The sequence below is a fragment of the Piscicoccus intestinalis NBRC 104926 genome, from assembly GCF_001515525.1.
GTDB classification, from domain to species: Bacteria; Actinomycetota; Actinomycetes; order Actinomycetales; family Dermatophilaceae; genus Kineosphaera; species Kineosphaera intestinalis.
The window spans coordinates 52070-74808 of the sequence record NZ_BCNQ01000004.1 but is presented as its reverse complement, the minus strand read 5'-3'; the positions used below and the strand labels follow the sequence as shown (position 1 = coordinate 74808).

Genomic DNA, 22739 nt, shown 5'->3' with positions numbered 1-22739 from the left:
CTACGAGGTCGTGGTGGGTTCGGGGTGGTCGGAGCCGTGGGACACCGCGGAGATGTCCGCGCCGGCGCGGGCGAGGGCGTCGGTGAACGCGCTCCACCCGAGCAGCGCGCACTTGACCCGGGCGGGGTAGCGGGAGACGCCGGCCAGGGCGACCCCGTCTCCGATGATCTCCTCGTCGCCGGGGTCGGTGCCGCGGCTGGTCAGCATGGTGCGCATCGCCTCGAAGGTCTCCAGCGCCTCCGGCACGGTGTGCCCGATCGTCTCCTCGGCGAGGATCGAGGCCGACGCGATCGAGATCGAGCAGCCGATGCTGTCGTAGCTGACGTCGGCGACGACCGGCTCGGAGTCGGTGTGGTCCAGCCGCACCCGCAGGGTCACCTCGTCGCCGCAGCTCGTGTTGACGTGGTAGGTCTGCGCGTCGAACGGCTCGCGCAGGCCGGCGTGGTGCGGTCGCTTGCTGTGGTCGAGGATCAGCTCGGCGTACAGGTCCATCAGACCCCCACCCCCATGACCTGCGGCACCCGGTCGAGGGCCTCGACGAGCGCGTCGATCTCCGAGCGGGTCGTGTACACCCCGAAACTCGCACGGGTGCTGGCCGCGATCCGCAGGTGCCGGTGCAGCGGCCACGCGCAGTGGTGACCGGTGCGCACCGCGACGCCGGAGTCGTCGAGGATCTGCCCGACGTCGTGCGGGTGCACGCCCTCGACGGTGAACGCCACGGCTCCCGCGTGGATCGCCGGGTCGCTCGGCCCGAGCGTGCGCACCCAGTCGCGCTCCCCGAGCAGCTGCAGCGTGTAGCCGACGAGTTCGCGGTCGTGGGCTTGCACCCGGTCCATGCCGAGCTCCGAGAGGTAGTCCAGGGCGGCCGCGAGACCGACCGCCTGGGCGGCCATCGGCACCCCGGCCTCGAACCGCTGCGGCGGGGCCGCGTACGTCGAGCCCTCCATGCGCACGAGTTCGATCATCGAGCCGCCGGTCACGTATGGGGGCATGGCCGCGAGCAGCTCGTAGCGGCCCCACAGCGCGCCGATGCCCAGCGGGCCCAGCGCCTTGTGCCCGGTGAACGCGAGGAAGTCGACCCCCAGCTGCGCGACGTCGACCGCGAAGTGCGGCACCGACTGGCACGCGTCGAGCACGGTCAGCGCGCCGACCGCGCGGGCCTTGGCGACGACCGCGGACACGTCGTTGACCGTGCCGAGCACGTTGCTGACGTGCGTGAACGCGACGACCTTCGTGCGCTGCGAGAGCACGTCGTCGAAGCCGTCGAGGTCGAGCCGGCCGTCGTCGGTGATCGAGACCCACCTCAGGGTGGCGCCGGTGCGCCGCGCCAGCTCCTGCCACGGCACGAGGTTGGCGTGGTGCTCCATGATCGTGATGACGATCTCGTCGCCGGGGCCGACCTGCAGGCGCCGCGCCAGCTCCGGGTCGACGCCGTCCATCGCGCCGGGGGCGCCCGCGTTGCTCAGCGCGTAGGCGACGAGGTTGATGGCCTCGGTGCCGTTGCGGGTGAACACGAGTTCGCGGGCCGGGGCCCCGATGAACGCCGCGACCCGCTCGCGGGCCGACTCGAAGGCGTCGGTGGCCTCCTCGGCGAGCACGTGGGCGCCGCGGTGCACGGCGGCGTTGTTCCGCTCGTAGAACTCACGCTCGGCGTCGAGCACCGCGCGCGGCTTCTGCGACGTCGCCCCCGAGTCGAGGTAGACGAGCGGGCGCCCGTCGCGGGCGGTGCGCCCGAGCACGGGAAAGTCCGCTCGCAGGGCGGCGAGTTCAGCGTCGGAGAAGGCCGACACGGCAAACCTCCGGTCGAAAGTGGCGGTCCCGCCCCGGCGGGGCGCCGGGGCGGGCGGGGCGAGTAAGAGCGGGTGCAGCCGGGGTGGCGGCCGGCTCAGGCGGTGACGGCCTGGCCGGTCAGGTACTTGTCGTAGCCCTCGGCCTCGAGCTTCTCGGCGAGCTCCGGGCCGCCCTCGGCGGCCACGCGCCCGTCGACGAAGACGTGCACGAAGTCGGGCTTGATGTAGCGCAGGATCCGCGTGTAGTGCGTGATGAGCAGCACGCCCATGTCGTTGTCGTCGTGCGCCCGGTTGACGCCCTCGGACACGACCCGCAGCGCGTCGATGTCGAGGCCGGAGTCGGTCTCGTCGAGGATCGCGAACTTCGGCTTGAGCAGCTCCATCTGCAGGATCTCGTGGCGCTTCTTCTCGCCGCCGGAGAAGCCCGCGTTGACGTCGCGCTCCGCGAACGAGGGGTCCATCTTGAGGCGGTTCATGGCGCCCTTGACGTCCTTGACCCAGTGCCGCAGCTTCGGGGCCTCGCCGTCGATGGCGGTCTTGGCCGTGCGCAGGAAGTTGCTCACCGAGACACCGGGCACCTCGACGGGGTACTGCATCGCGAGGAACAGGCCCGCCTGGGCGCGCTCGTCGACGCTCATCGCGAGCACGTCCTGGCCGTCCATCGTCACGGTGCCGGAGGTGATCGTGTACTTGGGGTGGCCCGCGACGCTGTACGCCAGCGTCGACTTGCCGGACCCGTTCGGGCCCATCACCGCGTGGATCTCCCCCGCGCTGATCGTCAGGTTGACGCCGCGCAGGATCTCCTTCGGGCCGGACTCCGTCTCCACACTGACGTGCAGGTCGCGGATCTCCAGGGTGGATGCCATCTGTTACTCAGCTCTCTTCGTTCTCATCGATCGGCGAGGGCGTGAGCGACACGTAGACATCGTCGCCCTCGATCTTCACGGAATAGACACGGATCGGAACCGTCGCCGGCGGCGACAGCGGCTTACCGGTGCGCAGGTCGAAACGCGAACCGTGCAGCCAGCACTCCAGGCTGCAGCCCTCGACCTCGCCCTCGGACAGGCTCACCGCGCCGTGCGTGCAGGTGTCCTGCACGGCGTGCACGGTGCCGTCCTTGGTGCGCACCATCGCGACCTTCTCGCCGCCGATGTCGGCCAGCGCCGCGCCGACGGTCGGCAACTCGTCGAGGGCGCAGACCTTCTCGTACGTGGCGGGCAGGCTCACGAGGTGACCTCCTGGACGACCTCGCGCACCGCCTCGGTGGTCTTGTCGCGGGTGGGGGTCATCGAGGCCTCGAGTTCGGCGTCGATGGCCTCCATGAGGTGGTCGACGATCTCCGGCACGCCGATGCGCGCCACGATCGCGGCGAAGAAGCCGCGGACGACGAGGCGGCGGGCCTCCTCCTCCGGGATGCCGCGGCTGCGCAGGTAGAACAGCTGCTCGTCGTCGAACCGGCCGGTCGCCGAGGCGTGCCCGGCTCCCTCGATCTCACCCGTCTCGATCTCCAGGTTCGGCACGGAGTCGGCGCGGGCGCCGTCGGTGAGCACGAGGTTGCGGTTCAGCTCGTACGTGTCGGTGCCCTCGGCCTGCGCGCGGATCAGCACGTCGCCGACCCACACGGTGTGCGCGGTCTCGCCCTGCAGCGCGCCCTTGTACTCGACGTTCGAGGTGCACCGGGGCGCCTCGTGGTCGACGAACAGCCGGTGCTCGAGGTCCTGCCCGGAGGCGGCGTAGTACACGCCGAGCCCGGTGAACGAGCCGCCCGGGCCGGAGTACTGCGCGTTGGTGCACAGCCGCACGACCCGGCCACCGAGGGTGACCGCGATGTGCCGCACGGTGGCGTCGCGCCCGACGACGACGTCCTGCTGCGCGAGGTGCAGCGCGTCGTCCTCCCACTCCTGGAGGCTGACGATCGTCAGGTCGGCACCGTCTCCGGCGCGCACCGACAGCAGCTCGGAGTAGGTCGCGGACCCGGAGTGGGCCAGCACGATCGTGGCCCGGCTGTGCCGGCCCGCGGTGACGACGATATGCCCGAACACCGGCGGCTCGCCCGCGGTGCCCCGCAGGTCGACGCGCACCGGCTCGGTGACCTCGGCCTCGGCCGGGATGTCGAGCTGCATCGCGCCGCCGGAGCGGGCGAACGCCAGCGCCGCCGGCCGGTCGGCCGGGGCCACGGTCGTCAGCTCCCGGGCGCGCCGTTCGTCGATCCGCGTCGACGTCACGCCCTCGGGCAGCTGCGCCTGCCAGTCGAGGTGGCCGCTGCCCTCGCCGTCGGCGAACAGCTCACCGAGGCGGTCGACGGGGGTGAACCGCCACTCCTCCTCGCGCCCGGTCGGCACCGCGAAGTCGGCGGGGTCGAACGACGTGCGGCGCTCGGCGCGCGACTGCTCGGGCACCGTGGCGTCGTGGCCCGCCGCGTCGCTGGCCCGCACGTTCGCGAGCGCGGCGTCGCGGCCGGGGGTGCCGAGCAGCGCCTTGTCGTCGCTGTCGACGGGCAGCCCCGTCTGAGTCTCCTTGCTGACCAACGGCATCAGCCGACGGCTCCTTCCATCTGCAGTTCGATGAGGCGGTTCAGTTCGAGGGCGTACTCCATCGGCAGCTCGCGCGCGATGGGCTCGACGAACCCGCGCACGATCATCGCCATGGCCTCGTCCTCGCTCAGGCCCCGGGACATGAGGTAGAACAGCTGGTCCTCGCTCACCTTGGAGACGGTGGCCTCGTGACCCATCTGCACGTCGTCCTCGCGGACGTCGACGTAGGGGTAGGTGTCGGACCGGCTGATGTTGTCGACGAGCAGCGCGTCGCACACGACCGAGGACTTGCTGTGCTCGGCGCCCTCCATGACCTGCACGAGGCCTCGGTAGGAGGTGCGCCCGCCGCCGCGCGCGACCGACTTGGAGACGATCGAGCTGGAGGTGTACGGGGCGGCGTGCACCATCTTGGCGCCGGCGTCCTGGTGCTGACCCTCGCCCGCGAACGCGATCGAGAGCGTCTCGCCCTTGGCGTGCTCGCCGAGCAGGAAGACCGCCGGGTACTTCATCGTCACCTTGGAGCCGATGTTGCCGTCGACCCACTCCATCGTCGCGCCGGCCTCGCAGGTCGCGCGCTTGGTGACGAGGTTGTACACGTTGTTCGACCAGTTCTGGATCGTCGTGTAGCGCACCCGCGCGTTCTTCTTGACGACGATCTCGACGACCGCGGAGTGCAGGCTGTCGGACTTGTAGATCGGCGCGGTGCAGCCCTCGACGTAGTGCACGTAGGAGCCCTCGTCGGCGATGATCAGCGTGCGCTCGAACTGGCCCATGTTCTCGGTGTTGATCCGGAAGTAGGCCTGCAGCGGGATGTCGACGTGCACGCCCGGCGGCACGTAGATGAACGAGCCACCGCTCCACACGGCCGTGTTCAGCGCGGCGAACTTGTTGTCGCCGGGCGGGATGACCGAGCCGAAGTACTCCTTGAAGATGTCCTCGTGCTCGCGCAGCCCGGAGTCGGTGTCGACGAAGATGACGCCCTTCTCCTCCAGGTCCTCGCGGATCTGGTGGTAGACGACCTCGGACTCGTACTGAGCCGCGACGCCCGCGACGAGACGCTGCTTCTCCGCCTCCGGAATGCCGAGCTTGTCGTAGGTGGCCTTGATGTCCTCCGGCAGCTCTTCCCAGCTGGTGGCCTGCTTCTCGGTGGACTTCACGAAGTACTTGATGTTCTGGAAGTCGATCCCGGTCAGGTCGCTACCCCAGTGCGGCATGGGCTTCTTGTCGAACAGCCGCAGGGCCTTGAGGCGGATGTCGCGCATCCACTCCGGCTCGTCCTTGCGGCCGGAGATGTCGCGGACGACGTCCTCGTTGAGGCCGCGGCGCGCGGACGCACCGGCGGAGTCTGCGTCGTGCCAGCCGTACTCGTAGCGCCCGAGGTCCTTCAGGCCCGGGTTGAGCTCCTCGATGTTCGTGCTCATCGCGGTGTCCTTTCGTCCTGCGTGCTGCGGGTGGGAGATATGTCTTGGTCGGGTGGCCGTGTCGTGGGGGCTGTCGGTGGGTGCGAGCCGGGCACGAAGGTCGTGCAGACGTGTTCGCCGCCGGAGAGCGTCGCCAGCCGCTGCACGTGCACGCCCAGCAACCGGGCGAACGCCTCGGTCTCCGCCTCGCACAGCTGCGGGAACTCGGCCGCGACGCGATTCATGGGGCAGTGGCCTTGGCACAGTTGAACGCCCTCGAGGGGGGTGTCGATTCCCACGGGGCGGGCCGTGGCGGCGAATCCGTCGGCGCTGAGTTCGCGGGCCAGCGCGGCGGCGCGGGCGCGCGGGTCGTCGCCGGCGTCGGCGATTCGGCTGCCGTAACGCGCCTCCAACTCGGCGAACCGCTCGCGGGCGAACTCCCCGACCGCCTCCGGCCCGGCGTGCCGGGCGAGGAAGCGCAGCGCCTGGGTGGCGACGTCGGCGGAGTCGGAGTCGAGCCGCCGATGCCCCGCCGGCGTGACGACGTAGTGCCGCGCGGGCCGGCCGCGTCCGCGTCGAGCCGCCGGGCCCGTCTCCGAGGGGCCGATATCGCCGGAGTCGGTGAGCTGCTCCAGGTGCCGGCGCACGGCCGTGGGCGTGAGGTCGAGGCGTTCGGCGAGGTCGGCGGCGGTCACCGGGCCGAGCCGCAGCACGTGGGCCAGCACCCGCTGCCGGGTGCCCTCCTCGCCTGCGGCCACCGGCGCGCGCGTGCCCGCGGCGTCGGGGGCATGGCCCTCGCGCCGACGTTGGGCGGTGCTGCCGATAAACACAACGCCATTCTTACCTAATTCCCTGAGTGCCAGCTAGTAAGGCTGTCCTTACCGACCAGCAACCGGGCTCAGGCCGTCCTCAGGCGTCGGCGACCTCGAGGTCGACCTGGAGTTCGCCGGCGAGCTCCTCGAGGTCGGCGCGCAGCGCGGCGGGGTCGGCGTCGCGCGGGATGGCGGCGCTGATGCGGGCCTCGAAGAGCCGCCCACCGGCCATCGGGGCCTCGCGGGTGTCGGAGTCGATCGCCCCGATGCTCACGACGTGGCGGCCGAAGACGGCGGAGATCTCGCGGATGATGCCGGGGTGGTCGTTGCCGACGAGCTCGACGACGAGTTCGCGGCCGCCGTCCTCCAGACGGTGGGCCTGGGTGTCGGGCGACTGGTCGTCGCCCTCCCGGACGGTGACGTCGAGCGTGTGGGACAGGCCCCGCAGACGCTGTTCCAGGGCCGCCGCGCGGCCGGCGGGCGCGGTGACGACGACGATCCCGGCGAACTTGCCGGCCAGCTCGGCGAGGCTGCTGCGTTCCCAGTTGCCCCCGCCCGCGGCCACGGCCTCGGCCAACTCGTTGACCAGGCCCGCCCGGTCGTCCCCGATGACGGTCAACACCAGCGTTGTCACGGGCCCGATCCTAACGGGCCTGCTCGCCGGGGGCCGCTCGGGCCGACGGCCGGACACCGACGCCGTCGGTGCTCTCCTCTAGGATCGCCAGCGTGCCACCCTTCGACCGCAACGACCCGCGGACATCGGGCGCTTCGCCCGCGCCGACCGCCCGCGACGTGCCCGATGACGCGGGCGTCGTCGTCGCGGATCTCGTCAAGAGCTTCGGGTCGGTGCGGGCGGTCGACGGCATGACGTGGTCGGCGCGGCGCGGGCGCATCACGACGGTCCTGGGGCCCAACGGGGCGGGCAAGACGACGGCCATCGGCTGCCTGCTCGGCTTGCTCCGACCCGACGAGGGCAGCGTGCGGGTGCTCGGCACCGACCCCTGGCAGTCGGACGCCGAGCATCGAGCCCGGGTCGGGGTCATGCTCCAGGACGGCGGGCTGCCGAACACCTCGGGCGCGCGCCGGCTGCTCACCCACCTGGCACGCCTCTACGAGCACCCCGAGCCCCCGGAGGCCGTGGCGCAGCGGCTCATCGACCGGCTCGGCATCGAGCCATTCGCGCGCACGCCGGTGCGTCGTCTCTCCGGCGGGCAGCGTCAGCACGTGGCGCTCGCCGCGGCGCTCGTGGGCCGCCCCGAGGTCGCCTTCCTCGACGAGCCGACGGCCGGGCTCGACCCGCACGCCCGCCTCGCGACGTGGCAGCTGCTGCGGTCGTTGCGCGACGAGGGCGTGACGATCGTCGTCACCACGCACTCCTTCGAGGAGGCCGAGCGGCTCGCGGACGACGTCGTCATCGTGTGCGCCGGGCGCGTGGCCGCCCAGGGCACGCTCGCGCAGGTCGTTCGGTCGCACCCCGGTGGGTCCGACGGACGCCCCGGCGGGCCCTCCGACGGGCGCGGCGGGCGCGACGATCGACCCGTGCTCGAACAGACCTACTTCGCGCTGACCGGCGGGCGCACCGACGCCGCCCACTTCGAGGAGAACCGATGAGCTCCCCTGCGGCCGCACCGCCTCCGACCGCATCGCCTCCGCCCGCCCCGGCGCCCCTACTGCGGCGGGTCCGGGCCCAGGCGCGGTTCGAGACGGGCACGCTGCTGCGCAACGGCGAGCAGTTGCTCGTCGCGCTCGTGCTGCCGTCGATGGCCCTGTTCGGGCTGGCGCTGACGAACGTGCCGGATCTCGGGCACGACCGGATCGGCGTCGTCGTGCCGGGGGTGCTCGCGCTCGCCGTCATCTCGACCGCGTTCACCGGGCAGGCGATCTCGACCGGGTTCGACCGCCGCTACGGGGTGCTGCGGCTGCTCGGCGTGACCCCCCTGGGGCGCTCGGGCCTGCTGCTCGGCAAGGCGATCGCCGTGCTCACGGTCGAGGGCATCCAGTTCGTCGTGCTGGCGGCTCTCGCGGTCGCCCTCGGGTGGCGACCCGCGCTCGGCGGGCTGCCGGCGGTGGCGTTCTTCTGGCTGCTCGGCACGTGGGTGTTCGTGGCCCTCGCGCTGCTGCTCGCGGGCCTGCTGCGGGCGGAGGCGGTACTGGCCGTGGCCAACCTCGTCTGGGTGGTGCTGCTCGGCGTCGGCGGCGTGCTGTTTCCGCCGCAGCTCATGCCCGCCGCGGCCCGCCCGGTCGTCGAGCTGCTGCCGTCGGCGGGGCTGGCCGACGGTCTGCGGGGGGCGCTCGGCACCGGCTCCTTCGACGCCGGCGCCGCGCTGGTGTTGCTCATGTGGGGCCTGCTCGCGACCGCCGGGGCGCTGCGCGCGTTCCGCTGGTCCGACTGAGGGCCGCGCCCTCGACCAGCGCCCGCCCTGCGCGGGAGCGCTCAGAACGGCAGCGGCAGGTAGACCAGCGGGTCGACGGCCACGGCGACGAAGACGATCGTCAGGTAGCTGATCGAGAAGTGGAACAGGCGCATCGGGCGCAGCGAGGCGAGCGTGCGGTACTCGGGGCGCCCGGCGCGGCGCAGCAGCACGTGCGCCTCGCGGATGAACACGGCGCCGGCGAGCACGGCGGTGACCAGGTAGATCCAGCCCATCTGCCCGACGGGCACGAGCACGAGCGAGGTGACCACGGTCGCCCAGCAGTACGCGACGATCTGGCGCGCGACCGTGCGGTCCTTGGCGAGCACCGGCAGCATCGGCACGCCCGCGGCGGCGTAGTCGTCCTTGAAGCGCATCGACAGCGGCCAGTAGTGCGGCGGGGTCCAGAAGAAGACGACGAGGAACAGCACGACCGGCGCCCACGCTAGCGAGTTCGTCACCGCGCTCCAGCCGATGAGCACCGGCATGCAGCCGGCGGCCCCGCCCCAGACGATGTTCTGCGAGGTGCGGCGCTTGAGCAGCAACGTGTAGAAGACGACGTACAGCGCGATCGCGCCCGTCGAGAGCGCGGCCGACAGCCAGTTGACCGCGAGCCCCAGCACGAGCACCGACGCGATGCCGAGCGCGAACGCGAACGCGAGCCCGCGGCCCGGGGAGATGACCCCGGTGGCCAGCGGCCGGTTCTCGGTGCGGTGCATGAGCCGGTCGATGTCGCGGTCGAAGTAGCAGTTGAAGACGTTGGCGCTGGCGGCCGAGAGGGTGCCGCCGACCAGCGTGGCCACGATGAGCGCGACCGGCGGCACCCCGCGCTCGGCGAGGAACATCACCGGAAACGTCGTGACGAGCAGCAGCTCGATGATGCGGGGCTTGGTCAGCGACACGTAGTCCCGCACGCTCGGGCGCCGCGACGTCTCGTCCTGCGGTGCACCCGGCTCCGTCGTCGCGTGGCGGCTCGCCGAGGAGGCGGCACGCCCGGCGGGCGCCGGATCGGGCTCGCCGAGGGACGGGCGCTGGCGCGGCTGCAGTGCGGTCACGGTGTCCTTTGCTGAGGGTGTTCGGGGCGATCATGCTGTCGATCCGGCACCGATCCGCCCGTGTCACCAGCGACGACCAGCGGCGATCGGCCGGCAGGTCGACGGCAGGTTGACGGCAGGGCGGCGGAACTCGGCCAGTCTACGGGCACAGCCGTCGCATCACGCCAACTTACCGGCCGTGCAGCTTGTCGGGGCCGACGGATAGTCTCGAAGACGACATCGTCCGTGTGTCCGCTCCCGACCCGAGGCCGTGACCCGGCTCCGGGCGGCAAGCCGCGGGCGCCACCGAAGAAATGGAGCCGAGCTGTGGCACAGACGAACACCCCCGAGGCCGAGGGCACCGCGGCGCGGTCCGTGGCCGCTCCGAAGGCCGAGACCGTCGGGTGGACCGACACCGACGTGCGCGCGGTCGACACGGTGCGGGTGCTGGCGGCCGACGCCGTGCAGAAGACCGGCAACGGGCACCCCGGCACGGCGATCAGTCTCGCGCCGCTGGCCTACCTGCTCTACCAGAGCGTGCTCGTGCACGACGTGAAAGATCCGCACTGGCTCGGCCGCGACCGCTTCGTGCTGTCGGCCGGGCACTCCAGCCTCACCCAGTACATCCAGCTGTACTTCGACGGGCTCCTGGAGAAGTCCGACATCGAGTCGCTGCGCACGTTCGGGTCGAAGACCCCGGGCCACCCGGAGGTGCACCACACCGAGGGCGTCGACCTGACCACCGGCCCGTTGGGTGCGGGCGTCGCCACCGGCATCGGCATGGCGATGGCGCAGCGCCGCCAGCGCGGCCTGTACGACCCCGACGCGGCGCCGGGCGACAGCGTGTTCGACCACCACGTCTACATCGTCGCCGGCGACGGCTGCATGATGGAGGGCGTCGCCAGCGAGGCCAGTTCGCTCGCCGGCACCCAGCGCCTGGGCAACGTCACGCTCATCTACGACCAGAACCAGATCTCCATCGAGGACGACACCGACGTGTCGTTCAGCGAAGACGTCGCGGCCCGCTACGAGGCCTACGGCTGGGACGTGCGGGTCGTCGAGTGGCGCCCCCAGCACGGCACCACCTCCCCCGACTACGTCGAGGACGTCGACGCGCTCATGGCCGCGATCGAGGCCGGCCGCAAGGTCACCGACAAGCCGACGTTCATCATGCTGCGCACGGTCATCGCCTGGCCCTCCCCCGGCGCCCAGGGCACCGGCAAGGCGCACGGCGCCGCGCTCGGCGACGACGAGGTCACGGGCCTGAAGGAGACGCTCGGGTTCGACCCGGAGCAGACCTTCGAGGTCGACGAGAGCGTGCTCGCCACCGTGCGGGCCGCCCGCGTCGAGCGCAGCGCGATGCACCGCAAGGCGTGGGACGACAAGTTCGAGGCGTGGAAGACGGCCAACCCGCAGGGCGCCGCGCTGCTCGAGCGGGTGCGGGCCAAGGAGCTGCCCGAGGGCTTCGCGGAGGCGATCCCGACCTGGGAGGCCGACCCCAAGGGCATCGCCACCCGCGCCGCCAGCGGCAAGGTGCTCACCGCCCTGGCCGACGTCATGCCCGAGCTGTGGGGCGGCTCGGCCGACCTCGCGGAGTCGAACAACACGACGATGGGCGGGCAGCCCTCGTTCATCCCCGAAGACCGCCAGACCGACATGTGGCAGGGCAACCCGTACGGGCGCACCCTGCACTTCGGCGTGCGCGAGAACGCGATGGGCATGATCGTCAACGGCATCGCGCTCGAGGGCCTGACCCGGCCGTACGGCGGCACGTTCCTCGTCTTCTCCGACTACATGCGCCCGGCCGTGCGCCTCGGCGCGATCCAGGAGTGCGACGCGATCTACGTGTGGACCCACGACTCGATCGGCCTCGGGGAGGACGGCCCGACGCACCAGCCGATCGAGCACCTCGCCGCGCTGCGGGCCATTCCCGGGCTCGACATCGTGCGCCCCGCCGACGCCAACGAGACCGCCGAAGTGTGGAAGGTCGTGCTCGCCCGGCACGGCCGCCCGACCGGCATCGCGCTGTCGCGGCAGGCCCTGCCGGTGCTCGACCGCTCGCAGCTCGGCTCGGTCGACGGCGTCGCCAAGGGCGCGTACGTGCTGGTCGAGGGCTCGAAGGCGACGCCCGACGTCATCCTCATCGCCACCGGCTCCGAGGTGTCGATCGCGGTCGAGGCCGCGCAGACGCTGGAGTCCGACGGCGTCGCCACCCGCGTCGTCTCGATGCCGTGCGTCGAGTGGTTCGCCGAGCAGAGCGACGAGTACCAGGAGCAGGTGCTGCCCGCGGCCGTCAAGGCGCGGGTCAGCGTCGAGGCCGGCGTGTCGATGGGGTGGCGAGACCTCGTCGGCGACGCCGGCAAGATGATCGCCATCGACCACTTCGGCGCCTCCGCCGACGGCAAGACGCTGTTCTCGGAGTTCGGGTTCACCCCGGAGGCCGTCGTCGGCGCCGCGAAGGACTCGCTCGCCACCGTCTCCGGCGCGGTGCCCGGCGGAGACGGCCCGGTCGCCGGCTCGGCCAACTTCGAGGAAGGCAACTGATCGCGGGGCCGGTCGCCCCGCCCGGGCGGCCGGCCCCTCCCCTGCCGCGGCGACGATGCCTGCGATCCGCATCCGACCCCCGCCGCGGCGCGGCCGGGGTCATCGAACGCAAGGAGTGACTATGACCCCGGTGGAGATCGGCCCTGGCCGCAACCCCCTGCGCGACCCCCGGGACAAGCGGCTCCCGCGCATCGCCGGCCCCTGCAGCATGGTGATGTTCGGCGTGACCGGCGACCTCGCGCGCAAGAAGCTCATGCCGGCCGTCTACGACCTGGCCAACCGGGGCCTGCTGCCGCCCGGCTTCTCGTTCGTCGGGTTCGCCCGGCGCGACTGGAGCCAGGACGAATTCGCCCAGGTCGTGCGCGAATCCGTCGTCAACCACGCGCGCACGCCGTTTCGCGAAGAGGTGTGGCGCCAGCTCGCCGAGGGCGTGCGGTTCGTCTCCGGCACGTTCGACGACGACGCCGGCTTCGACGACCTCGCGAACACCCTGAAGACCCTCGACGAGGAACGCGGCACCGGCGGCAACCACGCCTTCTACCTGTCGGTGCCGCCGGACAGCTTCGCGGGCGTGTGCCGCCAGCTGCAGCGCAGCGGCCTGACCCGGCAGGACGGCGACGCCTGGCGACGCGTGGTCATCGAGAAGCCGTTCGGGCACGACCTGGCCAGCGCCCGCGAGCTCAACGACATCGTCGAGACCGTCTTTCCGCCCGACTCGGTCTTCCGCATCGACCACTACCTCGGCAAGGAGACCGTGCAGAACCTCCTCGCGATGCGGTTCGCCAACCAGATGTACGAGCCGATCTGGAACGGCAACTACGTCGACCACGTGCAGATCACGATGGCCGAGGACATCGGCATCGGCGGCCGCGCCGGCTATTACGACGGCATCGGTGCGGCGCGCGACGTCATCCAGAACCACCTGCTGCAGCTGCTCGCGCTGACCGCGATGGAGGAGCCGGTGGCGTTCGACGCCAAGCACCTGCGGTCGGAGAAGGAGAAGGTGCTCTCGAGCGTGCGGCTCGGCGGCAGCATCGAGGAGGCCACGGCCCGCGGGCAGTACGCGGCCGGGTGGCAGGGCGGCGAGAAGGTCATCGGCTACCTCGAGGAGGACGGGGTCGACGCGACCTCGACGACCGAGACGTTCGCCGCGCTCAAGCTGCTCGTGCAGACGCGCCGCTGGGCGGGCGTGCCGTTCTACCTGCGCACCGGCAAGCGCCTCGCCAAGCGGGTCACGGAGATCGCGGTCGTCTTCAAGCGCGCGCCGCACCTGCCGTTCGGCGACACCGAGACCGAGGAGCTGGGCAACAACGCGATCGTCATCCGCGTGCAGCCCGACGAGGGCGTGACGATCCGGTTCGGCTCCAAGGTGCCCGGTGCGCAGATGGAGGTGCGCGACGTGACGATGGACTTCGGCTACGGACGCGCGTTCACCGAGTCCAGCCCCGAGGCCTACGAGCGACTCATCCTCGACGTGCTGCTCGGCGACCCGCCGCTGTTCCCGCGCCACGAGGAGGTCGAGTTGTCCTGGGAGATCCTCGATCCCGTCACCGCGGCCTGGGCGGCCGACCCCACGGTGCCGCAGCCGTACCAGTCGGGTCACTGGGGTCCGCAGTGCGCGCACGACATGCTCGCCCGCGACGGACGCACCTGGAGGATGCCGTGATCGTCGACCTGCCCGCCACCAGCATCGGGGCCGTCGCCAAGAAGCTCGTGCAGTTGCGCGACGACGTGGGCGCGATGGCGCTGGGGCGCGTGCTCACGCTCGTCATGGTCACCGACGAGTCGCGGGCCGAGCCGTCGCTGCAGGTCGCCAACGACGCGACCCGTCAGCACCCGAGCCGGATCGTGTGTCTCGTCGCAGGCAACCGGCGGGCCGCCGACCGCATCGACGCCCAGATCCGCGTCGGCGGTGACGCCGGCGCGAGCGAGGTCGTCGTGCTGCGGGTCTACGGCGAGCTCACCCGGCACGGGGAGTCGGTGGTGCTGCCGCTGCTGCTGGCCGACTCCCCCATCGTCGTGTGGTGGCCGGACGAGGCGCCGAAGAACCCGGCGGAGGACCCGATCGGGCGGCTCGGATCGCGGCGCATCACCGACAGCGAGCCCGCGTCGTCGCCGCCGAAGGCGATCGCGGCCCGCGCGAAGACATACGTGCCGGGCGACACCGACCTCGTGTGGACCCGCACGACGAAGTGGCGCGGGCTGCTCGCCGCGGCCCTGGATCAGCCTCCGTACGAACCGGTCACGGCGGTGACGGTGACGGGTGGCCTCGACTCGGCCTCCTGCGATCTGCTCGGCGCGTGGCTCGGGGCCTACCTCGACGCGCCGGTCACGCGGGCGCGCACCCCTGCGGGGACGGGGCTGGTCAGCGTGCGGCTCGACCGGGAGTCAGGGCCGGTCGACCTCGTGCGCCCCGACGGCAAGAACGCCGTGCTCGATCAGGTGGGTCAGCCGTCACGGCGCCTGGCGCTCGCGCGTCGCTCGGACGCCGAGTGCCTGGCCGACGAACTGGCGCGGCTCGACGCCGACGAGGTCTACGCCCGGACGCTACGCGACGGCCTGGGCCGGCTCTCCGCGCGCCGCACGATGCCGGCGTCCGAGGCTACCGCCAAGGGCAAGGCGCCCGCCGTCGACGAGGCCACCCCCGAGTAGCCCAACGCCCCTGAGCCAACGTCCCTGAGCCAACGTCCCTCACCCGACGCCCCGCAACAACGTCCCTCAAAACTGCGTGTCGCGGTCGGAACTGCTGTTCGTGTCGCAGTTCTCACCGCGACACGCAGTTTTCAGCGAGGGGGCGAGGGCTCGCGAGGGGAGCGAGGGCTCGCGAGCCAGCCGGCGTGGCGAGGGTCAGCCGCCGCGGGGAGTCAAGCGCCGCCGCGCGCGTCAGCTGCTGCGGGGGTTAGCCGCTGGGGGTCAGCTGCCGCCGCTGGTGGTCAGCCGCCGCGGCGGGCGCGCAGGGCGCCGAGCGCCTCGTCGAGGAGGTTGGCGCCGTCGTCGTCGGTGCGACGCTCCTTCACGTAGGCCAGGTGCGTCTTGTAGGGCTCGTTGCGCAGCGGCTCCGGCGGGTTCTCCTTGTCCTGCCCGGCGGGGTAGCCGCAGCGGGGGCAGTCCCACAGCTCCGGAACGGCGGCGCCTTCCTCCGTCGCGAAGCTCGGCGTCGTCTCGTGACCGCGCGCGCAGTAGTAGGAGACGGTGAGGCGGGGTGCCGCGTCGCCGCGCTCCGCCTCCCCCATCGGGCCTGCGCCTACGCGGCTGCCGCGAATGACGTTGGAACCAGCCATGTCGTCACCGTCCTGGTGTGGCGACCGCCCGGGAGGGGGTCGCGGACGTCAGTGGAGGGGCGCCCGCCGTTGCCGACGGGCGTTGCTCAGGAGGCGAACCGGGTCAGCAGCCCGAGGCCCACGATGCAGGCCAGCCAGAGCAGTGCCATCGTGATCGTGATGCGGTTGAGGTTGCGTTCGGCAACCGAGGAACCGCCCATCGTGCTCGACATGCTGCCGCCGAACATCTCGGACATTCCGCCTCCCTGTCCCTTGTGCATGAGGATGAGCAGGGTGAGGAACAGGCCAGTGATCACCAGGAGCACCTGGAGGGCGATGGTCAGCACGTCCACGGTCGAGATCTCGATTCGTCGTCGTCAGGCACGGGGTCTCCGGCATGGCCGACACCCAGGATACTGCAACGCCAGACCGTGCAAATGCAACGCCCACACCGGCTCCGGCCCAACCCGGCCCGCCTCCCGACCTGCTTCCCGACCCGCCTCCGACCCGGCCCTCGACGCCGAAAACTGCGTGTCGCGGTGAAACCTGCGGCACGAACCGCAGTTCCGACCACGACACGCAGTTTTCAGGGTCGTTGTTGAGGCGGCGTTGAGAGGCGCGTGCCTCAGGAGGCGGTGAAGCCCGCGATCCCGGCGAACTCCTCGGCCTTGAGCGAGGCGCCGCCGACGAGGGCCCCGTCGACGTCGGGCTTGGCCATGATGTCCGAGACGTTGCTCGACTTCACCGAGCCGCCGTACAGGATCCGCACGCCGTCGGCGAGCTCCTGGTCGTACAGCTCCGCGAGCTTGCCGCGGATCGCGCCGCACACCTCCTGCGCGTCCTCGGGCGTGGCGACCTCGCCGGTGCCGATGGCCCAGATGGGCTCGTAGGCGATGACGATGTCCTTGGCCTGCTCGGCAGGCAGCCCGCCCAGGTCGGCCTCGATCTGGCCGAGCACGTGCGCGACCTGGCCGCCCTCCTTGCGGATCTCCAGGGCCTCGCCGCAGCACAGGATCGGGATCAGCCCGTGCTTGTACGCGGCCTTGACCTTGGCGTTGAGCAGCTCGTCGGTCTCGCCGTGGCCCTCGCGGCGCTCGCTGTGGCCCACGGCCACGTAGGTGCAGCCGAGCTTGGCGAGGAACGCGCCCGAGATGTCACCGGTGTAGGCGCCGGAGTCTTCCGGGGACAGATCCTGGGCGCCGTACTTGATGTCGAGCTTGTCACCCTCGACGAGGGTCTGCACGGTGCGCAGGTCGGTGAACGGCGGCAGCACGGCGACCTCGACGGCCGAGTAGTCGTGCTTGGCGTCCTTGAGCGTCCAGTCGAGCTTCTGCACCAGGTGCGCGGCCTCGACGTGGTCGAGGTTCATCTTCCAGTTGCCCGCCATGAGCGGGGTGCGCTGGCTCATCGTTGCCTTTCGTCGTTGCTGGTCAGGGAGACGGCTCAGGAGGAGAGGATCTCGATGCCCGGGAGCGTCTTGCCCTCGAGGTACTCCAGCGAGGCGCCGCCACCGGTGGAGATGTGCCCGAAGTCGGAGTCGGCGTAGCCGAGCTGACGCACCGCGGCCGCGGAGTCGCCGCCACCGACGACGGTGAGGGCGCCCTGGGCGGTGATGTCGACGAGCGCCTGCGCGAGCGCCTTAGTGCCGGCCGCGAACGGGGCCATCTCGAACGCGCCCATGGGGCCGTTCCAGAACACCGTCTTGCAGTCGGCGAGCTTGTCGGCGAACAGCTTGGCCGACTCCGGGCCGATGTCCAGGCCCATCTTGTCGGCGGGGATCGCGTCGGCCGCGACGACCTCGTGCGCCGAGCCGGCGGAGAACTCGTCGGCGGCGACGATGTCCGTGGGCAGCACGATCTCGACGCCCTTCTCCTTGGCCTGCTCCAGGTAGCCCTTGACGGTCTCGACCTGGTCGGCCTCGAGCAGGCTCTTGCCGACCTCGTAGCCCTCGGCCTTGAGGAAGGTGAAGACCATGCCGCCACCGATGATGAGGCGGTCGGCGACGTTGAGCAGGTTGGCGATGACGCCGAGCTTGTCGCTGACCTTCGCGCCGCCGAGTACCACGGCGAACGGGCGCTGCGGGTCTTCGGTGAGCCGCTTGAGCACGCCGACCTCGGTGCCGACGAGCGCGCCGGCGTAGTGCGGCAGCTTGGTGGCGACGTCGTAGACCGAGGCCTGCTTGCGGTGCACGACACCGAAGCCGTCGGAGACGAAGGCGTCGGCCAGCGAGGCGAGCTCGTCGGCGAAGGCGCCGCGCTCGGCCTCGTCCTTGCTCGTCTCGCCCTTGTTGAACCGCAGGTTCTCCAGCAGCGCGACGTCGCCGTCGGCGAGGGAGTCGACGGTCTCCTTGGCGGAGGAGCCGGTGGTGTCGGACGCGAACTTCACCTCGCGGCCGACGAGTTCGGACAGGCGGGCGACGACGGGCTTGAGCGAGTACTTCTCCTCGGGCGCGCCCTTGGGACGGCCGAGGTGGGCGACGACGATGACCTTGGCGCCGGCGTCGGCGAGGGCCTTGATCGTCGGGGCCGACGCCCGCACCCGACCGTCGTCGGTGATGTTGCGGTCGGCGTCGAGGGGAACGTTGAGGTCGCTGCGGACGAGTACGCGCTTGCCGCGCACGTCGCCGGCGAGAAGATCCTCGGTGGTCTGCATGGGCACTCCTAGGTGGTGCGAAAAAGTCGTGCGAAAACTCGGGCAATGAAGACGGCGTGCGCCGGGCGACCGGATGGTCACCCGGCGCACGCCGTAGGACTGGAGCTACCGACTCCGGATCAGCAGGTGATCAGGTGATCAGCTGAGCTTGGAGCCGACGAGCACGGTGAGGTCGACGAGACGGTTGGAGTAGCCCCACTCGTTGTCGTACCAGCCGAGCACCTTGACCGTGTTGCCGATGACCTTGGTCAGCTGCGCGTCGAAGATGCAGCTGGCCGGGTCGGTCTCGATGTCCTTGGAGACGATCGGGTCTTCGGTGTAGACGAGGCGACCCTTGAGCGAGCCCTCGGAGGCCGCCTTCTTGACGATCTCGTTGACCTCCTCGACGGTCGTCTCGCGCGAGGCCTCGAAGGTGAGGTCGGTGGCGGAGCCGGTCGGGGTCGGCACGCGCATGGCGTAGCCGTCGAGCTTGCCCTTGAGCTCGGGCAGCACGAGGGCGACGGCCTTGGCGGCGCCGGTCGTGGTCGGCACCATGTTCAGGGCCGCGGCGCGGGCGCGACGCAGGTCCTTGTGCGGGCCGTCCTGCAGGTTCTGGTCCTGCGTGTAGGCGTGGATCGTCGTCATGAGACCACGCTCGATGCCCAGGCCGTCGTTGAGGGCCTTGGCCATCGGGGCCAGGCAGTTCGTCGTGCACGAGGCGTTGGAGATGATCGTCTGGCTGCCGTCGTACTTGTCGTCGTTGACGCCCATGACGATGGTGATGTCTTCGTTCTTCGCCGGAGCGGAGATGACGACCTTCTTGGCGCCGGCGTCGATGTGCGCCTTGGCCTTGGTGGCGTCGGTGAAGAAGCCGGTGGACTCGACGACGACGTCGACGTTGTGCTCGCCCCACGGCAGGTTGGCCGGGTCGCGCTCCTCGAAGGCGAGGATCTTCTTGCCGTCGACCGAGATCGACTCTTCGTCGTAGGTGACCTCGCCGGGGAAGCGGCCGAGAATCGAGTCGTACTTCAGCAGGTGGGCGAGGGTCTTGTTGTCGGTCAGGTCGTTGACGGCGACGATCTCGACGTCAGCGCCGGAGGCGACGGCGGCCCGGAAGAAGTTCCGGCCGATGCGCCCGAAGCCATTGATACCCACACGTACAGTCACAGCTGAGCCTTCCTGAGTGGTTGTCGGGAACCTTGCCCGCCGAGAGGAATCGGTCGTTCGGGGCTGGCCGTCGGGCCGCCTCGCGAGGACCTCGTCCGGCACGGCGGACTCGTACCTCGTCGTACGATCACTCCCGACCCTATTCGATCTAGGTCAGCCAGACAGCCCCGGTGCTCGGGAAACTTGGGCGATCCCGCGAGCGGCCCGTGCCTACGCCTCGAGCATCTCCTCGGTGAGCACCGCCTCGGTGCCGGGGATGCCCTGCTCGGCGGCGCGTTTGTCGGCCATCGCGAGCAGCCGCCGGATCCGACCGGCCACGGCGTCCTTCGTCATCGGAGGCTGAGCCAGCCCGCCGAGTTCCTCGAGGCTGGCCTGCTTGTGCTCCAGGCGCAGCGTGCCCGCCTCCCGCAGGTGGTCGGGGATGTCGTCGCCGAGGATCTCCAGCGCGCGCTCGACCCGCGCACCCGCAGCGACCGCGGCCCGGGCCGAGCGGCGCAGGTTGGCGTCGTCGAAGTTCGCGAGCCGGTTCGCGGTGGCCCGCACCTCGCGGCGCACCCGGCGCTCCTCCCAGGCCAGCACGGCGTCGTGCGCCCCGAGCCGGGTCAGCATCGCCCCGATCGCGTCGCCGTCGCGCAGCACGACGCGGTCGACACCGCGCACCTCGCGCGCCTTGGCCGTGAGGTCCATGCGGCGGGCGGCACCGACCATCGCCAGCGCGGCCTCAGGGCCGGGGCAGGTGATCTCCAGGGAGGAGGACCGGCCCGGCTCCGTCAGCGAGCCGTGCGCGAGAAACGCGCCGCGCCAGGCCGCCTCGGCGTCGCAGGTCGCGCCGTTGACGACCCGCGGCGGCAGGCCGCGCACCGGGCGTCCGCGCAGGTCGATGAGCCCGGTCTGCCGGGCCAGGGCCTCGCCGCCCTCCTCGACGCGCACGACATACCGGCTCGAGCGGCGCAGGCCGCCGGCGGAGACGACGACGAGTTCGCTGGGCGTGCCGTACATGTCGAGCAGAGCGGTGCGCAGCCGGCGGGCGGCACTCGCGGTGTCGAGTTCGGCCTCGATGACGATGCGGCCCGAGATGATGTGCAGTCCGCCCGCGAAACGCAGGGTCGCCGCGACCTCGGCCTTGCGGCAGCACGGTTTGGTCACCGGCAGCCGGCTCAGCTCGTCCTTCACTTTCGCGGTCATCGCCATGGGGGTCATCCTGCCATCCCTCGGCGTGTCGTCCGACCGGTTACCGCCCCGCGAACGTTGTAAATCATTGCGCGGCAGTGATTTTCGTCTCGTTATCGCCTGCGCGCGCGCTCAGCCGCCGATGATGTCGCGATACGCGGCCGCCAGCCGCAGCGTGTCGTGCTTGCCATCGTCGTCGGCCTGTGCGACGGGCATGACGACGAGCCGGGCGCCCATCGCGGCGGCCACCTGGCGCAGCTGCTCGCGCTGCCCGCTGCCGACGACGACGCTCGGGTCGGCGAGCACGACGTCGAGCCGCATGCCGGGCGCGTGCGCGGCGAGCACCTCGAGGTGGTTGGCCGCCGAGAAGCCCGACGTCTCACCGGTGTTCAGCTGCAGGTTGAGCGTCAGGAGCCGGCGCGCCGACGTCTCGCGCAGCGCGCGGGCCAGGTCGGGCACCATGAGGTGCGGCATGATCGAGGTGAACCACGACCCCGGGCCGAGGATCACCCAGTCGGCGTCGTGCACCGCTGCGATCGTGTCCGGCGACACCGGCGCCTCCGCCGGGTCGAGCGCGATCGCGAGCACCTCCCCGGGGGTCGTCGCCACCGCGACCTGGCCGCGCACGAGCGAGACCTCCTCGGGGCGCATGACGTCGGCCCCGCGCACCCGCGCGGTGATCTCCAGTGGCACCGCCGCCATCGGCAGCACCCGGCCGCGGGCGCCGAGCAGCCGCCCCACCATCTCCAACCCGGAGACGGTGTCGCCCAACAGATCCCACAGGCTGACGATGAGCAGGTTGCCCAGCGCGTGGCCGCCGAGCGGCCCGCCTCCGGGAAAGCGGTGTTGCAGCGCGTCGCGCCACAGGTGCCCCCATTGGGAGTCGTCGCACAGGGCGGCCAGGGCCATCCGCAGGTCGCCGGGCGGCAGCACGTCGTACTCTTTGCGCAGCCGCCCGCTGGACCCGCCGTCGTCGGCGACCGTGACGATCGCCGTCAGCGAGTCGGTGACGTGCCGCAGGGCTCCGAGCGTGGCGAACAGGCCGTGCCCCCCGCCGAGGGCGACGACCTTCGTGCGGGTCACTCGCGCCCCAGGTCGCGGTGGAACAGCAGAGTCGCGATCTCCGGGGTGTTGAGCCGGCGCGCCACCTCCTCGGCGGTCGCGACCGAACGGTGCTTGCCGCCGGTGCAGCCGATGGCGATCGTGATGTAGCGCCGCCCCTCGGCCAGGTACCCGGCGATCATCGTGTCGAGCAGGTCGACGAGGCGCTCGATGAATTCCGTCGCGCCCGGCCGGGACAGGACGTAGTCGGAGACGGCCTTGTCGCGACCGTTGAACGGCCGCAGCTCGGGGATCCAGAACGGGTTGGGCAGGAACCGCATGTCGAACACGAGGTCGGCGTCGAGCGGCACGCCGTACTTGAACCCGAACGAGACGACCGCGATGCGCAGCCGCGCGGCGGCGGCCCGCCCGCCCATCGCGTCCCGGACCTTCGCGGACAGCTGGTGCACGTTGAGGCCGGAGGTGTCGACGACGAGGTCGGCCTCGGAGCGCACGTCGGAGAGCAGCTGCCGTTCGCGCAGGATGCCGTCGAGCAGGCGCCCGTCGCCCTGCAGCGGGTGCGGGCGGCGCACGCTCTCGAAGCGCCGCACGAGCGACTCGTCGTTCGCGTCGATGAACACCATCCGCGGCACGTAGCCGGCGGCCCGCAGGTCGTGCAGGGCCTGCTGGAAGGCGTTGAAGAAGTCGCCGCTGCGGGCGTCGACCACGGCCGCGACCCGCGCCGGCGAGGCGGCCCCGCCGGCCGGGGCGCTGGTGAGTTCGACGAGCGCGGGCAGCATCTGCGGCGGCAGGTTGTCGACGACGTACCAGCCGAGGTCCTCGATGGCGTGCGCCGCCGTGCTGCGTCCCGCTCCGGACATGCCGGTGAGGATGACAATCTCGGGCGCGTCCGCCGGTGCCCTCCGGTCGTTCATGCCACTGCTC

At 71.5% G+C, this 22739-nt stretch carries 22 protein-coding genes; 5 read left to right on the top strand and 17 right to left on the bottom strand.

The features are described from left to right. The 8 genes from sufU to PINTE_RS01855 all read right to left on the bottom strand — a co-directional run bounded on the left by sufU (position 1) and on the right by PINTE_RS01855 (position 7170). Entirely contained in the window at positions 1-492 is a 492-nt protein-coding gene (gene sufU, locus PINTE_RS01890) for a Fe-S cluster assembly sulfur transfer protein SufU (protein ID WP_068425442.1), read from the bottom strand. After that, positions 492-1790, bottom strand: a complete 1299-nt coding sequence (locus PINTE_RS01885) for an aminotransferase class V-fold PLP-dependent enzyme (RefSeq protein ID WP_068425437.1) — start codon at positions 1788-1790, stop codon at positions 492-494. Before PINTE_RS01885 ends, sufU begins: the two co-directional genes overlap by 1 nt. Before the next feature lie 95 nt (positions 1791-1885). Further along, positions 1886-2656 (bottom strand): Fe-S cluster assembly ATPase SufC, encoded by a 771-nt coding sequence (sufC, locus tag PINTE_RS01880; RefSeq protein ID WP_068425433.1) that lies wholly within the window; start codon positions 2654-2656, stop codon positions 1886-1888. Positions 2657-2663: 7 nt separating this feature from the next. Next, complete coding sequence (locus PINTE_RS01875) at positions 2664-3017, bottom strand: non-heme iron oxygenase ferredoxin subunit (protein ID WP_068425430.1); 354 nt, start codon at positions 3015-3017, stop codon at positions 2664-2666. Further along, positions 3014-4324, bottom strand: a complete 1311-nt coding sequence (sufD, locus tag PINTE_RS01870) for a Fe-S cluster assembly protein SufD (protein ID WP_068425426.1) — start codon at positions 4322-4324, stop codon at positions 3014-3016. The genes PINTE_RS01875 and sufD overlap by 4 nt, the downstream gene beginning before the upstream one ends. After that, on the bottom strand, positions 4324-5745 hold the full coding sequence (gene sufB / locus PINTE_RS01865) for a Fe-S cluster assembly protein SufB (RefSeq protein WP_068425423.1): 1422 nt from the start codon (positions 5743-5745) through the stop codon (positions 4324-4326). The genes sufD and sufB overlap by 1 nt, the downstream gene beginning before the upstream one ends. Then, a complete protein-coding gene (locus PINTE_RS01860; RefSeq protein ID WP_245642745.1) occupies positions 5742-6554 on the bottom strand; it encodes a helix-turn-helix transcriptional regulator in 813 nt (270 codons plus the stop codon). Before PINTE_RS01860 ends, sufB begins: the two co-directional genes overlap by 4 nt. A 79-nt stretch (positions 6555-6633) precedes the next feature. Then, on the bottom strand, positions 6634-7170 hold the full coding sequence (locus PINTE_RS01855; protein WP_068425419.1) for a glycine cleavage system transcriptional repressor: 537 nt from the start codon (positions 7168-7170) through the stop codon (positions 6634-6636). Positions 7171-7400: 230 nt separating this feature from the next. Here PINTE_RS01855 and PINTE_RS01850 point away from each other — a divergent pair, with 230 nt between their 5' ends. Beyond that, the gene (locus PINTE_RS01850) at positions 7401-8147 is read left to right on the top strand and encodes an ABC transporter ATP-binding protein (protein WP_084343102.1); all 747 of its coding nucleotides are present in this window, start codon (positions 7401-7403) and stop codon (positions 8145-8147) included. Then, a complete protein-coding gene (locus PINTE_RS01845) occupies positions 8144-8929 on the top strand; it encodes an ABC transporter permease (RefSeq protein ID WP_068425415.1) in 786 nt (261 codons plus the stop codon). The genes PINTE_RS01850 and PINTE_RS01845 overlap by 4 nt, the downstream gene beginning before the upstream one ends. 41 nt (positions 8930-8970) lie before the next feature. Here the strand turns inward: PINTE_RS01845 and PINTE_RS01840 are convergent, their stop codons facing one another. Continuing rightward, positions 8971-9993, bottom strand: a complete 1023-nt coding sequence (locus tag PINTE_RS01840; RefSeq protein ID WP_084343101.1) for a heme o synthase — start codon at positions 9991-9993, stop codon at positions 8971-8973. 315 nt (positions 9994-10308) lie between these two features. Here PINTE_RS01840 and tkt point away from each other — a divergent pair, with 315 nt between their 5' ends. The 3 genes from tkt to PINTE_RS01825 all read left to right on the top strand — a co-directional run bounded on the left by tkt (position 10309) and on the right by PINTE_RS01825 (position 15177). Next, positions 10309-12525 (top strand): transketolase, encoded by a 2217-nt coding sequence (gene tkt / locus PINTE_RS01835; RefSeq protein WP_068425411.1) that lies wholly within the window; start codon positions 10309-10311, stop codon positions 12523-12525. A 121-nt stretch (positions 12526-12646) separates the two neighbouring features. Then, positions 12647-14191: a glucose-6-phosphate dehydrogenase gene (zwf, locus tag PINTE_RS01830; RefSeq protein ID WP_068425408.1), complete on the top strand. Its 1545-nt coding sequence runs from the start codon at positions 12647-12649 to the stop codon at positions 14189-14191. Next, positions 14188-15177: a glucose-6-phosphate dehydrogenase assembly protein OpcA gene (locus PINTE_RS01825; RefSeq protein WP_084343099.1), complete on the top strand. Its 990-nt coding sequence runs from the start codon at positions 14188-14190 to the stop codon at positions 15175-15177. Before zwf ends, PINTE_RS01825 begins: the two co-directional genes overlap by 4 nt. 281 nt (positions 15178-15458) lie before the next feature. On the opposite strand, the gene PINTE_RS01820 is transcribed toward PINTE_RS01825, so the two are convergent. The 8 genes from PINTE_RS01820 to rapZ all read right to left on the bottom strand — a co-directional run bounded on the left by PINTE_RS01820 (position 15459) and on the right by rapZ (position 22729). Then, entirely contained in the window at positions 15459-15806 is a 348-nt protein-coding gene (locus tag PINTE_RS01820) for an RNA polymerase-binding protein RbpA (RefSeq protein WP_068425405.1), read from the bottom strand. Between the two features lie 86 nt (positions 15807-15892). Beyond that, on the bottom strand, positions 15893-16138 hold the full coding sequence (secG, locus tag PINTE_RS01815; RefSeq protein WP_068425402.1) for a preprotein translocase subunit SecG: 246 nt from the start codon (positions 16136-16138) through the stop codon (positions 15893-15895). Between the two features lie 272 nt (positions 16139-16410). Next, positions 16411-17193, bottom strand: a complete 783-nt coding sequence (gene tpiA, locus PINTE_RS01810; RefSeq protein WP_068425399.1) for a triose-phosphate isomerase — start codon at positions 17191-17193, stop codon at positions 16411-16413. Positions 17194-17228: 35 nt separating this feature from the next. Then, a complete protein-coding gene (locus tag PINTE_RS01805) occupies positions 17229-18437 on the bottom strand; it encodes a phosphoglycerate kinase (protein WP_068425397.1) in 1209 nt (402 codons plus the stop codon). 138 nt (positions 18438-18575) lie between these two features. Next, on the bottom strand, positions 18576-19583 hold the full coding sequence (gene gap, locus PINTE_RS01800) for a type I glyceraldehyde-3-phosphate dehydrogenase (protein WP_068425395.1): 1008 nt from the start codon (positions 19581-19583) through the stop codon (positions 18576-18578). Between the two features lie 210 nt (positions 19584-19793). After that, positions 19794-20774: a DNA-binding protein WhiA gene (gene whiA, locus PINTE_RS01795; RefSeq protein ID WP_068425393.1), complete on the bottom strand. Its 981-nt coding sequence runs from the start codon at positions 20772-20774 to the stop codon at positions 19794-19796. A gap of 111 nt (positions 20775-20885) precedes the next feature. Further along, on the bottom strand, positions 20886-21836 hold the full coding sequence (locus tag PINTE_RS01790) for a gluconeogenesis factor YvcK family protein (RefSeq protein ID WP_068425388.1): 951 nt from the start codon (positions 21834-21836) through the stop codon (positions 20886-20888). Beyond that, positions 21833-22729, bottom strand: coding sequence for an RNase adapter RapZ (gene rapZ, locus PINTE_RS01785; protein ID WP_068425384.1), 897 nt, complete (start codon positions 22727-22729; stop codon positions 21833-21835). Before rapZ ends, PINTE_RS01790 begins: the two co-directional genes overlap by 4 nt. Between the last annotated feature and the right edge of the window lie 10 nt (positions 22730-22739).

Coding starts and splice junctions, on each gene's coding strand:
- sufU (WP_068425442.1), bottom strand. CDS start 492: ATGGACCTGTACGCCGAGCTGATCCTCGACCACAGCAAGCGACCGCAC.
- sufC (WP_068425433.1), bottom strand. CDS start 2,656: ATGGCATCCACCCTGGAGATCCGCGACCTGCACGTCAGTGTGGAGACG.
- sufD (WP_068425426.1), bottom strand. CDS start 4,324: ATGCCGTTGGTCAGCAAGGAGACTCAGACGGGGCTGCCCGTCGACAGC.
- sufB (WP_068425423.1), bottom strand. CDS start 5,745: ATGAGCACGAACATCGAGGAGCTCAACCCGGGCCTGAAGGACCTCGGG.
- PINTE_RS01850 (WP_084343102.1), top strand. CDS start 7,401: ATGACGTGGTCGGCGCGGCGCGGGCGCATCACGACGGTCCTGGGGCCC.
- PINTE_RS01845 (WP_068425415.1), top strand. CDS start 8,144: ATGAGCTCCCCTGCGGCCGCACCGCCTCCGACCGCATCGCCTCCGCCC.
- zwf (WP_068425408.1), top strand. CDS start 12,647: ATGACCCCGGTGGAGATCGGCCCTGGCCGCAACCCCCTGCGCGACCCC.
- PINTE_RS01820 (WP_068425405.1), bottom strand. CDS start 15,806: ATGGCTGGTTCCAACGTCATTCGCGGCAGCCGCGTAGGCGCAGGCCCG.
- tpiA (WP_068425399.1), bottom strand. CDS start 17,193: ATGAGCCAGCGCACCCCGCTCATGGCGGGCAACTGGAAGATGAACCTC.
- PINTE_RS01805 (WP_068425397.1), bottom strand. CDS start 18,437: ATGCAGACCACCGAGGATCTTCTCGCCGGCGACGTGCGCGGCAAGCGC.
- whiA (WP_068425393.1), bottom strand. CDS start 20,774: ATGGCGATGACCGCGAAAGTGAAGGACGAGCTGAGCCGGCTGCCGGTG.
- rapZ (WP_068425384.1), bottom strand. CDS start 22,729: ATGAACGACCGGAGGGCACCGGCGGACGCGCCCGAGATTGTCATCCTC.